This is a genomic window from Pantoea sp. CTOTU50773, from assembly GCF_032082325.1.
Taxonomy (GTDB): domain Bacteria; phylum Pseudomonadota; class Gammaproteobacteria; order Enterobacterales; family Enterobacteriaceae; genus Pantoea; species Pantoea communis.
Window position 1 is genome coordinate 1 of record NZ_DAMDQC010000131.1, and the last position, 12,295, is coordinate 12,295.

Consider the following 12,295-nt stretch of genomic DNA (forward strand, 5'->3'; position numbering starts at 1 on the left):
GGTTTCCAGCGCGGCCCCCGGCTGGCGATCAATGACCGTCACCTCATGTCCAGCCTGCGCCAAATACCAGGCACTCGCCACTCCCACGACACCACTTCCAAGAATCACTACGCGCATAAGCCCCTCGCCGCGGCAAAAGCATAATCAACTATGAATGCTGCCTGAATCAGCATAACCAGACAGCACTTCTTATCTTACATTCGACAGACATATTTCACATGTTTTTCACCTTACTGCACACAGAAATCATGAGCTAGTGCAAAAATCAGGATTTTTTATGCCATAAAACCATTAATCAGCAATTTATTATGCGCAAGGGAGTGCTTTTCTCTTTTTTCAGGAGAAAGCGCCGCAGTCATACAATGCACTTATAAACAGAACTTTATTCTGCAACTTAGATAAAAACCAACAGTTGTCATCAGTAATGACTTAAGCGAGGATTTTTGAATGATTTTCTGCCAAAAGAATTCGATTGAGTTCCGGTTTCGGATAAGCGACAGTGGACTATCATTGAAGTGTTCGCTCAGTTTTATTGGGCTGTCTTTCTCAGGATGAAGCCTTAAACGATCGTGACAGGTGACACTCCGTTGCCTGCCGCTTGCAAAACAGAGGTGCGCTATGACGACAATCTTTGACGAGCCAACCCGGAGCAGTAAACGACTCAGTGATGGACCCGACTGGACCTTTGAACTGCTTGATGTTTATCTGGCAGAAATTGACCGTGTAGCGAAAAGCTATGGGCTTGATACCTATCCGCATCAAATCGAAGTCATCACCTCCGAACAAATGATGGATGCCTACTCCAGCGTGGGTATGCCGATTAACTACGCCCACTGGTCGTTCGGTAAAAAATTCATTGAAACCGAACAACGCTATAAACATGGCCAGCAGGGCTTAGCGTACGAGATCGTCATCAACTCCAATCCTTGTATTGCCTATCTAATGGAAGAGAACACCATGACCATGCAGGCGCTGGTGATGGCGCACGCGTGCTATGGGCACAACTCTTTCTTTAAAAATAACTATTTATTCCGCAGCTGGACCGATGCCAGCTCCATCGTCGATTACCTGTTATTCGCGCGTAATTACATCACCGATTGTGAAGAGCGATATGGCGTCGAAGAAGTGGAGCGGTTGCTCGACTCCTGCCATGCTCTGATGAACTACGGCGTGGATCGCTATAAACGTCCGCAAAAGATCTCGCTGCAGGAAGAGAAAGCGCGGCAAAAAAGCCGTGAAGAGTATCTGCAAAGCCAGGTAAACACCTTATGGCGCACCCTGCCGCGTAAAGAGAAGGAGTCCGTGCACGTGGAAGCGGCGCGCTATCCTTCGGAACCGCAGGAAAACTTACTCTACTTTATGGAAAAAAACGCCCCACTGCTGGAGTCCTGGCAACGCGAGGTGCTGCGCATCGTGCGCAAGGTCAGCCAGTATTTCTACCCGCAGAAACAGACGCAGGTGATGAACGAAGGATGGGCGACGTTCTGGCATTACACCATCCTCAACCATCTCTACGACGAAGGGAAAGTGTCGGAACGCTTTATGATGGAGTTCCTGCACAGCCACACCAATGTGGTGTATCAACCGCCGTATAACAGCCAGTGGTATAACGGCATAAACCCTTATGCTTTGGGCTTCGCCATGTTCCAGGATATCAAGCGTATCTGCCAGTCACCGACGGAAGAGGATCGCTACTGGTTCCCGGATATTGCGGGTTCTGACTGGCTAAAAACGCTGCACTTTGCCATGCGCGAGTTTAAAGATGAGAGTTTCATCAGCCAATTCCTGTCACCCAAAGTGATGCGCGACTTCCGCCTGTTTACGGTAATGGATGACGATCGCAATAACTTCCTGGAAATTGCCGCGATCCACGACGAAGCAGGCTATCGTGCCATCCGCCAGCAGCTGTCAGCACAGTACAACCTGAGCAATCTGGAGCCTAACATTCAGGTCTATAATGTGGATCTGCGCGGTGACCGTTCGCTGACCTTACGCTACGTGCCACAGCAACGTGCGCCGCTGGATAAAAGCCGCCGCGAAGTGCTGAAGCATGTGCATCGGTTGTGGGGTTTCGATGTGATTCTGGAACAACAGAACGAAGATGGCAGCGTTGAGCTGCTGGACCGCTCGCCAACACGTGGACCCGCACTGTAAACATAAAAAAACCGGACTGTTAAAGTCCGGTTTTCTTTTAGCGCTTGCTGGCTAAATCATCGGGCATGCTTTTTTGCATGCTGTGCCAGATCTCTCCACTGCGACGACCATACTCACGTACCGTATCGACAATCTGGTCCTGCGTGGGATTCGCACTGCACAAATCCGCCAGTTGACGATAGAAGCTACGAGCCTGCTGACGCGCCTCGGGATTAGAGAAGTAGTGGCGCCCCACGCGGGTGTACAGCCCTTTCAAACCGTTCAGGATCAAACCATAAATCGGGTTACCGGAGGCAAAGGCCAAACCACGGAACACGCGATAATCCAGTTCGGTGTAGGCTTCTGCTTTATCCTCTTCGCTCAGTGCAGTTTCCAGCACCTCGCGCGCTTTGTCCGGATGATGGCGCAGTGCGCGGCTAATAAAAATCGATGCGATATTGGTACGCACCGACAGCAGATTATCAATCAACTGCGGTACGCTATCGTGATCGAGGCGGGCAAGCGTTTCGAGAATGTTTAGACCGGAGGTTTCCCAGAAATCATTCACGCGCGTGGGTTTACCATGTTGAATGGTTAACCATCCATCGCGTGCCAGACGTTGCAAAACTTCACGCAGCGTAGTGCGTGTAACGCCAATCAGTTCAGAAAGCTCACGTTCAGCAGGCAGAATAGACCCCGGCGGAAAGCGACTGTTCCAGATGCTTTCAATAATATACTCTTCAGCAAATCCTGCGGGGCTTTGCGCCTTAATCACCATAGCATTTATTTCTCATTGCTTTCTTTGTCGTAATGGCACTCATCATACCAGAGCGGCTATAGCGGAAATAGACTGACAACCTATTAAAAGCGCGCGCTGGCGCAAAATTCAGCGGTGTTTTTAAGCGGTCAGACGGCAACGCACTCGTTTGCGTGGTATGGACCTTCTGCCACCTCCGCTTGATCAGTAAATGCGCTTTTTATGGCCTGGATCAGGCTTAAGTCATTTTTGTACATGATTTTTTTCCCTTACCTGGCTGGCACGGTTACGCTTTTGGTTTACACTGCGAAGCATTAATGGTTACAGGATAAGCAATATGTTGCGATATTTGAATCAATGCTCACGAGGACGCGGGGCATGGTTATTGCTGGCTCTGACAGCACTGGCTTTTGAACTGACTGCACTCTTCTTTCAACACGTCATGGGACTGAAACCCTGCGTGATGTGTATCTACGAACGTTGTGCGCTGTTTGGCGTCATGGGCGCAGGTATCGTTGGCGCGTTCGCCCCGAAATCCCTGCCACTGCGCTGGGCCGCTATCCTGATTTGGCTTTACAGCGCTTATAAGGGATTAATGCTTGCGATTGAACATACAAATATTCAGCTGCACCCGAATCCGTTTGTTACTTGTGACTTTGCCGCACGCTTCCCGACCTGGCTGCCGTTGGATAAATGGCTGCCATCAGTATTTGTCGCCAGCGGTGATTGTGCCGAACGCAGCTGGACATTCCTGACCTGGAGCATGCCACAATGGATGATCGTCATCTTTGCCGCGTATCTGCTGGTTGGCGCACTGGTGCTGATTGCCCAGCCGTTTAAGTCAAAACGCCGCGATCTGTTTAGCCGTTAATCAAAATAAAACAGGCAGCTCTCGCTGCCTGTTTTCACGTCAACCGTTACGGTCGGGTCGATCGATAATGTGATCTTCCCAGTCGCGTACTTCACTTTCCCGCACCGCAATGTAACGCACCGAGATACGCTGCGCATGCATCGCCTTTTTCGAACCGGCCACCAGTGGATGCCAGGCAGGTAAAGTCCCGCCCTCGCCTAACAGACGATAGGCGCAGGTACGCGGCAGCCAGTTAAAGGTGGTGAGGTTTTCACGCGTGAGCTTGATGCAGTCCTCTTCGTACTCAAACCGTCGCTCATAGTTACGACACTGGCAGGTTTTAATATTCAGCTGATTACAGGCCACATTGGTGAAATAGATTTCATCGGTATCCGCATCCTGCAACTTGTTCAGGCAGCACTGGCCGCAGCCGTCGCACAGTGATTCCCACTCTGCATCGTCCATTTGGTCAAGGCGTTTTGTCTGCCAGAAAGGTTGTTCAGTCATGATCGCGGTCCGGGTTGTGCAATAAGACCGCACCTTATAAAGGGTTAGGTGCGGTGATGCAAGTTTTACAGTACGCGGGTGGTAATTCCGTGACCGGCCAGCGAGATTTCGAGTTTATCGCCAGATCGCATTGGCCCGACACCTTCCGGGGTGCCCGTCAGGATCACATCGCCGGCGCGCAGCGTAAAGTACTGGCTCATGTAAGCAATCAGCGGCAGGATTTTGTGAATCATATCCGCCGTGCTGCCATGCTGGCGCACTTCGCCATTCACCACTAGCTTCAGTTCAGTATCCTGCGGGTCGCCGCTGAATTCAGAAACTGGAATGAAACCTGACAGCGGGCAAGAGTTATCGAACCCTTTGGATTTTTCCCACGGCTGACCGGCTTTTTTCAGCCCCGCCTGCACATCACGCAGCGTCAGGTCCAGGGCCACACCATATCCGGCAATCGCTTTCACCACATGCTCTTCCGTTGCCTGCTTCAGCGTGGAGCCTATCAGCACCGCCAGTTCCACTTCGTGATGCACTTCGCCGAAGTTGGCTGGAATCGAAAGCGGCTGGCGCAGATCGCACACCGCCGTTTCCGGTTTGATAAACACTACCGGTTCTGTCGGCGTGGCACTGCCCATTTCCTTGATGTGCTTCGCATAGTTGCTGCCCACGCAAACTACTTTGCTGACGGGATAATCCAACAAAGCGCCCTGCCAGTTACGATGCTGATACATGCTGTTCCCCTGCATTAGTAGTGTTTGATGCCAGTCTGACTGGCGGATAGGTCAGGTTCAGTGCCGGAACGCGGCAAGCTGAGGAGGATTATATTAGCGGTTTTATGGCAGCAGACGTGGCGGAAATTGTCAAAAGTCGTTAATCATACGCAACAAACAGGATCACAACCTGGAATTATTGCCCGCAATAATGCTTTAAAGCGGGCGAATAATTAATGCAAATAACACTGAGGATTTTTACAGGGAATATTTACAGATGAATCCGAATTAAACTTTTTTACTCTGATCAAGATGAATGTTGAGCAGACTTTCAACCGGTGGTGGGATCTGTAAATAATAGCCTTGATCGCTCAAACCTTGCTTAACTTTATTGATATCTGCATTAGCCAGTTTGTCGCGTTTGTCCAGTGATAGCACCATTGCTAGCTGGGGTTTACCAAAGCCACGCAGCAGTTCTTCCGGAACGCGCGAAAAATCGTCTTTTTTTTCAACATAAAGATAAGTTTGTTCACGTTGCGGGCTTCTATAGATCACACAAAACATATTTTTTACTCGAATTAACCTATGGCGTCACTTGCCTGAATATAGCAGTAACTATAACATGCTTGCAGAACTTCGAATATTGACCGTTTGATGTTAATGACGATTTTATCGGCGTACATCTTAGGGTCGTAAAACAGGACTGAGTCAGGACAGATGTCGCAAACGCCAATCGAATTCAAGGGAAGCAGTTTTACCCTGTCAGTGGTTCATCTGCACCATTCGCAACCCGAGGTGATTCGTCAGGCGCTGCAGGACAAAATCGACCAGGCACCTGCGTTTTTGCAGAATGCACCGGTGGTGCTCAACGTGTCAGCACTGAACGGTGACATCAACTGGAAACAGATGCAGCAGGCGGTCATCGCCACCGGTTTACGCATTGTCGGTGTCAGCGGTTGTAAAGATGAAGCCCTGAAAAAGATGATTGCCCGTGCAGGCTTGCCGGTGTTGTCAGAAGGCAAAGAGAATCGCAAGCGTGCGGAAGCGCCAGTGGTTGAAGAAGCCCCGCCTATCCTGGCGCCGGTCGCTGAAACCGCCAGCAAAACCCGCATCATCAATACGCCAGTGCGCTCAGGCCAACAAATTTACGCACGGAATGCCGACCTTATCGTCACCAACAGCGTCAGCGCCGGTGCCGAACTGGTGGCAGACGGCAATATTCATATTTACGGCATGATGCGTGGTCGTGCGCTGGCGGGTGCCAGTGGCGAACGTGACAGCCAGATTTTTTGTACCAACCTCGCAGCCGAGTTGGTCTCTATTGCCGGGGAATACTGGATCATGGATCAGATTCCGGCGGAATTTTTTGGTAAAGCCGCGCGCCTGTGCCTTAAAGAGGGCGCGCTCACCATTCAGACACTTTATTAGGCCCCTTTTCTTTCGTTAAGGAAATCAACATTTATGGCACGCATCATTGTAGTTACATCGGGTAAAGGGGGCGTTGGCAAGACCACGTCAAGCGCGGCCATCGCAACCGGTTTAGCGCAGAAGGGCAAGAAAACTGTCGTGATCGATTTTGATATCGGTCTGCGTAACCTCGACCTGATCATGGGCTGTGAACGCCGTGTGGTTTATGACTTCGTCAACGTCATCCAGGGCGATGCAACCTTGAACCAGGCACTGATTCGTGACAAGCGCACGGAGCAACTCTATATCCTGCCTGCTTCACAAACACGTGATAAAGATGCGCTGACCCGCGAAGGCGTGGAAAAAGTATTAAACGACCTGGCCGCGATGGAGTTCGACTTCATCGTATGTGATTCCCCTGCGGGGATCGAAACCGGTGCGTTGATGGCACTGTACTTTGCGGATGAAGCGATTATCACCACCAACCCGGAAGTCTCTTCCGTGCGTGACTCCGACCGCATCCTCGGAATTATCTCTTCTAAATCGCGTCGTGCTGAAAATAGCCAGGACCCGGTGAAAGAGCATCTGCTGCTGACACGTTACAACCCAGGCCGCGTGACGCGTGGCGACATGCTGAGCATGGAAGACGTGCTGGAGATTCTGCGTATACCACTGGTGGGTGTGATCCCGGAAGATCAGTCGGTACTTCGTGCTTCTAACCAGGGTGAGCCGGTCATTCTCGACGCTAACTCTGACGCCGGTAAAGCTTACGCTGATACCGTAGATCGCCTGCTTGGCGAAGAACGCCCCTTCCGCTTTATTGAAGAAGAGAAGAAGGGTTTCCTGAAACGCCTGTTCGGGGGATAACCAATGGCATTATTAGATTTCTTTTTATCCCGTAAGAAGAACACAGCCAACATAGCCAAGGAAAGGCTGCAAATTATCGTAGCCGAGCGCAGAAGGGGCGACAGTGAGCCCCATTATCTGCCGCAACTGAAGCGCGATATTTTGGAAGTGATCTGTAAGTACGTGAAAATTGACCCGGATATGGTGACCGTTCAGCTGGATCAGAAAGGGGACGATATCTCCATCCTGGAACTCAACGTCACACTGCCGGAGACGGAGACGGAAGACGTTCCTAAATGATTGTAGCGGGTTCTTGATTTTCCCCTGCGTTGTGCGCAGGGGAAACCATTCCGCTTATAGCGCCTGCAGGATCTCGTCGATTCGCTTTTGCAGCAATTCACCACGCCAGCCAGTCAGTAATTCTGGTGTACGGCATCCGCTTTTCAAGCCCCAGTATACGCTTAACACCTGATTGATTTGGCGACGTGAAGCCAATAGCTCCTGACTGAAACCCGTCTCTTCGCTTACCTGTAACACCAGCGCTTTGATAGCTTTAAATGCCTTTTTGTAATGCGGATGGTCAATCAGATTGGGCAACGGTTGTGGCAAGGTCGCTTCATCCTGTGCCAGCGCTTCCGCCACCAGCGCCACCATCGCTTTCCCGTGGAAGCGAATCTCGTGACCGTTCAGGCCCAAATGATCGAGCTCACCCAGGCTACCCGGCATAAAGCGCGCCACTTTCCACAGATTCTCTTCACGCACCACAAAATTCACGGCCATGTCTTTCTGACGGGCGATGTTCAAACGCCATGCCGCCAGGCGTTGCAGCGCTGCCAACTGGCGCGGTCGCAACTGCCATGCGTTGGTGATGTCGCGCCATGCATCCTCTGGCTGTAAAACGTCAAGACGACGCTGGCAAAGATTATCGCATTCGCTCAGCGCGGCAGCCATGTTGCCTGCGGCTTGCGTCTGCTCAACTAACTGATGGGCAATCGGCAGAAGATAAGCGACATCTGCTGCGGCATAGTCGCATTGACGCTCAGTGAGCGGGCGCGCCAGCCAGTCAGTACGGGATTCGCTCTTATCCAGTTCGATTTGGTTAAAGTGATTAACCATCGAAGCGAAGCCCCATGACAGCGGCTGCCCAGCGAAGGCCGCCAGGATTTGGGTATCGATCATCGGATCAGGCAGGCATTTAAAACGATGCAAGAAAACTTCAAGATCTTCGCCACCGGCGTGCAGGAATTTCGTCACCTGTTTGTCTTGCAGCAGTGCGATGAACGGCGTCCAGTCACTGATGTTGAGCGGATCGATCAGAACCAGTTGTTCACCATCGAACAGCTGGATCAGACCCAACTGCGGATAGTAAGTGCGCGTGCGCACGAATTCAGTATCCAGCGCAACGGCATTATGCTGGCGCGCTTGTTCGCACACGGCAGCCAGCTGGCTGTTTTGGTCGATCAGGGTGTAATTCACGTATTCATTCTCGCTGCGGCACACTTCGCGCAGCGCTCCATGTTAAAAGCAATAAAAACGCCGGACTGAGCCGGCGTTAACCTGGAGAGAAAGGCAGCTTACTGCCCTTCTCGCTTCGCCTCGTCACGCAATTCGCGGCGCAAAATTTTGCCCACGTTGGTCTTCGGCAGCTCATCTCTAAACTCGATAATCTTCGGCACTTTGTAGCCGGTGAGCTGACGGCGGCAATGATCCAGCACTTCTTCTTTCGTCAGTGATGGATCCTTTTTAACGATGCACACTTTCACCGCTTCGCCGGAAAGGTCGCTGGGAACACCGATTGCGGCGGCTTCGCGCACTTTCGGATGCTGCATCAGCACATCTTCGATTTCGTTAGGATACACGTTAAAGCCTGACACCAGAATCATGTCTTTCTTCCGATCGACGATGCGAATAAAACCTTCGCCATCAACGGTAACAACATCACCGGTGTGCAGCCAGCCATTTTTCAACACTTCTTCGGTGGCATCCGGTCGCTGCCAGTAACCGACCATCACCTGTGGACCACGAATACAGAGTTCGCCCGGTTCGCCTGGCGCCACATCGTTATCTTCGTCATCGACGATACGCACATCCGTGGAGGGTACAGGAAGACCGATACTGCCGGTGTGGCAGGTGATGTCATACGGATTGACCGATACCAGTGGTGAACATTCAGTCAAACCATAACCTTCGAGCAGATAATGCCCGGTGAGTTTTTCCCAGCGTTCGGCCACGGCCTTTTGCACGGCCATGCCGCCGCCAGCAGAAAGACGCAGCGTGGAGAAATCGAGCTTATTAAAGTTTTCGTCGTTGAGCAGCGCGTTAAACAGCGTATTGACGCCGGTAATGGCGGTGAATGGGAATTTGCTTAGCTCTTTGACAAAACCGGGGATATCACGCGGATTGGTGATCAGCAGGTTGGTACCGCCGAGATCGAGAAACAGCAGGCCGTTTACCGTTAACGCAAAGATATGGTAGAGCGGGAGTGCCGTGACCACCTGCTCTTTGCCCGCACGCAGCAGTTTGCCATAGGTGGCTTTGGTCTGCTCCAGGTTTGCCTGCATGTTACCGTGAGTTAGCATCGCGCCCTTGGCGACGCCGGTGGTGCCGCCGGTGTATTGCAGGAATGCCAGGTCACTGTTAGTCAGCGTCGGACGCTGGTAAGTCATCTGCGCGCCCTGCTGCAGTGCGCTGCGGAATGGCACCGCACCCGGCAGATGGTATTTCGGCACCAGCTTCTTAACATACTTCACCACGAAATTGACCAGCGTGGCTTTGACCGGGGCAAGTTGGTCACCCATGCGCGTCAGCATCACGTGCTTGATCGGTGTTTCCGCGACGACTTTTTCCAGCGTGTGGGCAAAGTTGGACACAATGACAATCGCGCTGGCGCCACTGTCATTCAGCTGATGTTTCAGCTCACGCGGCGTGTAGAGCGGGTTAACGTTGACCACCACCATACCCGCACGCAGCACGCCAAACAGCGCCACCGGATATTGCAGCAAGTTTGGCATCATCAGCGCCACGCGGTCGCCCTGCTTCAGGCCAAACCCTTGTTGCAGCCAGGCCGCAAAGTCGCGACTTTGCTTATCCAGCTGACGGTAAGTCATCGGCTGACCCATATTAATAAACGCCGTTTGATCGGCATACTGCAATGCTGCGTGCTCGAAAAGTTCGACCAAAGAGGTATAACGGTCCGCATTAATCTCCGCAGGAACATCTGCCGGATAGCGTTTAAGCCAAACCTTATTCAAAGAATCACCCCGATATTCTTGTTGCGTAGCCATCGCCGCCTCTGCAATCAGTGTTGTTAACAATATTTTAACTGATTGTACCAGTTTGCCTGTTTCGGCATTTTCAGGTTGCGAAGCGCATCACTAAATTTCGCGCATCGGTTGCGCGCCCAATAAAAAAGCCCGGTCGCGAGCACCGCGACCGGGCCGTCAAATAATGAAGATGAATTATTCGGTCAGGATAGTTTCCACCTGCGCGGGACCGGTATTCATGTTCATCCCCCAATAAGGATTAGGCCCCCAGTAACCCGGATGACGACGCGTTGGACCATACCAAATCCAGGGATCGATAGGCTGCGGTGGCGTCATCACCTGCTGAGTCAGGTGCCAGCGCTGATAGCCGCGCACATCCACCACCACAAAGTTGTAGCTGGCTTTACCAATTTCACCTTTTTCGGTGCCTTTGATATTCCCCAGTACCGTAACGTACTGATTGTTCAGATCCACCGGATCAACAAAACCGCGAATGTCGGCGAAAATACGCCCAACCGATGCGGAACCTAAACGCGGCCGCGCACTGTCATCCAGCGGTTGGGTGGCGATCTCCAGGCGCGTCACGCCCGTCAGATTGGTGACTTTCACCACTTTACCGCCAAAACGTGACTCCTGGCCGACATACAGCTGCGGCGCATTCATCACGCGTAATAAATCTTGCTGTGGAAGTTGAGAACTCCCTTTAATGGAATCTGGCACCGAAACGCAGCCGCTGAGCAACAGCGCGCAGGCTAACAGAGCGCCAGACATCCCTTTACGACTTATTGGCATAGCACTTCTCCTGTTATTTCTCAGTTAGACTGGGCGCTTACGGAATAGTTGCGTGGCGCTTAACGGCCTGGCAACTTTTTCCATGCCACTTCATTACGCAGGTAAACCGGCTCGGCATTCTCCACCGCCACCGACTCACCGCGCTGCCAGGCACTCAATGCCAGCGGCAGCATATCCTCCGCTGCTGGCAGCGTTACTTCTGTGGTCACTAAGGTTGCGCCCGTCGAGCTTAACAGATGCGGATAAGCCGCCCAGCCGGTGCCGACCGTTGCCCACTCGCCGCTTAGCTGGCCGATGCGCGCCTGCACATCTTCGGGTTTCAAAACGGCTTCCGAGTCCGCACCTTGCCATTCACCGTTAGCATCACGCTGATATTCGGCCCAGTAAACTTCGCCCATGCGCGCGTCGATGGCAGCCAGCACGCGTTGAGCGCCGGTTAAGCGCCATGCGCCCTGAGCCATAGTCGCGAGAGAAGAGACGCCGATCATCGGCAAGTTCGCACCCAACGCCAGCCCTTGCGCAATACCAATGCCAATGCGCACGCCAGTAAAACTGCCTGGCCCACGGCCAAACGCCAGCACGTCAAGCGCGGTCAGATCCAACTGCTGCAACTGCAACAGCTCTTGTACCAGCGGTAAGATGCGTTGGGTGTGATCGCGCGGGGCGATTTCAAAGCGGGCATCGATCTGCTGCTGATTGAGCAGCGCGGCAGAACAGGCTTCTGTCGCCGTGTCCAGAGCTAAAATTCGGGCGGACATAACAACCTCTGAAAGTCAAAATGGCGCGCATCTTAACACAGCCTGGCACAAATTAGTGCTTCTCTGGCTGGCGGACGAAAGCGATGGCGCGCTGCAAATCGCGGGTACGCGGCGTAGGTGGCAGACTGTTGAGGAACAATCCGCCATACGGACGCGACACCAGACGCTGATCACAAATCACCAGCACGCCACGATCGTCAGTATCACGAATCAAACGGCCGACACCCTGCTTCAGGGTGATCACCGCATCCGGCAGTTGCACATCATTGAAGGGATCG

15 protein-coding genes are annotated in these 12,295 nt (G+C 52.4%); 5 read left to right on the forward strand and 10 right to left on the reverse strand.

Going from position 1 to position 12,295, the window contains the following annotated elements:
- On the reverse strand, positions 1-117 hold a 117-nt coding region (locus RT340_RS17580), incomplete at its 3' end, for an FAD-dependent oxidoreductase (protein WP_313377384.1).
- A 501-nt stretch (positions 118-618) separates the two neighbouring features.
- Between RT340_RS17580 and RT340_RS17585 the strand changes: the two genes are divergently transcribed.
- Positions 619-2,154, forward strand: coding sequence for a SpoVR family protein (locus RT340_RS17585; protein ID WP_097116914.1), 1,536 nt, complete (start codon positions 619-621; stop codon positions 2,152-2,154).
- A gap of 37 nt (positions 2,155-2,191) precedes the next feature.
- Here RT340_RS17585 and fadR read toward each other — a convergent pair whose 3' ends face one another.
- On the reverse strand, positions 2,192-2,911 hold the full coding sequence (fadR, locus tag RT340_RS17590; protein ID WP_034828755.1) for a fatty acid metabolism transcriptional regulator FadR: 720 nt from the start codon (positions 2,909-2,911) through the stop codon (positions 2,192-2,194).
- 316 nt (positions 2,912-3,227) lie between these two features.
- Here fadR and dsbB point away from each other — a divergent pair, with 316 nt between their 5' ends.
- On the forward strand, positions 3,228-3,761 hold the full coding sequence (gene dsbB, locus RT340_RS17595) for a disulfide bond formation protein DsbB (protein ID WP_313377380.1): 534 nt from the start codon (positions 3,228-3,230) through the stop codon (positions 3,759-3,761).
- Positions 3,762-3,800: 39 nt separating this feature from the next.
- Here the strand turns inward: dsbB and RT340_RS17600 are convergent, their stop codons facing one another.
- The 3 genes from RT340_RS17600 to RT340_RS17610 all read right to left on the reverse strand — a co-directional run bounded on the left by RT340_RS17600 (position 3,801) and on the right by RT340_RS17610 (position 5,515).
- Positions 3,801-4,247, reverse strand: coding sequence for a YcgN family cysteine cluster protein (locus tag RT340_RS17600; protein WP_034828749.1), 447 nt, complete (start codon positions 4,245-4,247; stop codon positions 3,801-3,803).
- Between the two features lie 65 nt (positions 4,248-4,312).
- The gene (locus tag RT340_RS17605) at positions 4,313-4,972 is read right to left on the reverse strand and encodes a fumarylacetoacetate hydrolase family protein (protein WP_034828748.1); all 660 of its coding nucleotides are present in this window, start codon (positions 4,970-4,972) and stop codon (positions 4,313-4,315) included.
- A 267-nt stretch (positions 4,973-5,239) separates the two neighbouring features.
- Positions 5,240-5,515 (reverse strand): YcgL domain-containing protein, encoded by a 276-nt coding sequence (locus tag RT340_RS17610; protein ID WP_058959843.1) that lies wholly within the window; start codon positions 5,513-5,515, stop codon positions 5,240-5,242.
- Between the two features lie 153 nt (positions 5,516-5,668).
- On the opposite strand from RT340_RS17610, the gene minC reads away from it, so the two are divergent.
- The 3 genes from minC to minE are packed head-to-tail and all read left to right on the forward strand — an operon-like array spanning position 5,669 to position 7,504.
- Positions 5,669-6,379: a septum site-determining protein MinC gene (gene minC / locus RT340_RS17615; RefSeq protein WP_034828744.1), complete on the forward strand. Its 711-nt coding sequence runs from the start codon at positions 5,669-5,671 to the stop codon at positions 6,377-6,379.
- A gap of 33 nt (positions 6,380-6,412) precedes the next feature.
- A complete protein-coding gene (gene minD / locus RT340_RS17620) occupies positions 6,413-7,225 on the forward strand; it encodes a septum site-determining protein MinD (protein WP_034828743.1) in 813 nt (270 codons plus the stop codon).
- Positions 7,226-7,228: 3 nt separating this feature from the next.
- On the forward strand, positions 7,229-7,504 hold the full coding sequence (minE, locus tag RT340_RS17625; RefSeq protein WP_034828741.1) for a cell division topological specificity factor MinE: 276 nt from the start codon (positions 7,229-7,231) through the stop codon (positions 7,502-7,504).
- A 54-nt stretch (positions 7,505-7,558) separates the two neighbouring features.
- Here the strand turns inward: minE and rnd are convergent, their stop codons facing one another.
- The 5 genes from rnd to RT340_RS17650 form a co-directional block, all read right to left on the reverse strand.
- A complete protein-coding gene (gene rnd, locus RT340_RS17630; RefSeq protein WP_313377381.1) occupies positions 7,559-8,680 on the reverse strand; it encodes a ribonuclease D in 1,122 nt (373 codons plus the stop codon).
- 98 nt (positions 8,681-8,778) lie between these two features.
- Positions 8,779-10,455, reverse strand: coding sequence for a long-chain-fatty-acid--CoA ligase FadD (fadD, locus tag RT340_RS17635; RefSeq protein ID WP_313377382.1), 1,677 nt, complete (start codon positions 10,453-10,455; stop codon positions 8,779-8,781).
- Positions 10,456-10,662: 207 nt separating this feature from the next.
- Complete coding sequence (locus RT340_RS17640) at positions 10,663-11,259, reverse strand: Slp family lipoprotein (RefSeq protein ID WP_034828738.1); 597 nt, start codon at positions 11,257-11,259, stop codon at positions 10,663-10,665.
- 59 nt (positions 11,260-11,318) lie between these two features.
- A complete protein-coding gene (gene tsaB, locus RT340_RS17645; RefSeq protein WP_097116884.1) occupies positions 11,319-12,017 on the reverse strand; it encodes a tRNA (adenosine(37)-N6)-threonylcarbamoyltransferase complex dimerization subunit type 1 TsaB in 699 nt (232 codons plus the stop codon).
- 52 nt (positions 12,018-12,069) lie between these two features.
- On the reverse strand, positions 12,070-12,295 hold a 226-nt coding region (locus tag RT340_RS17650), incomplete at its 5' end, for a helicase C-terminal domain-containing protein (protein ID WP_313377383.1).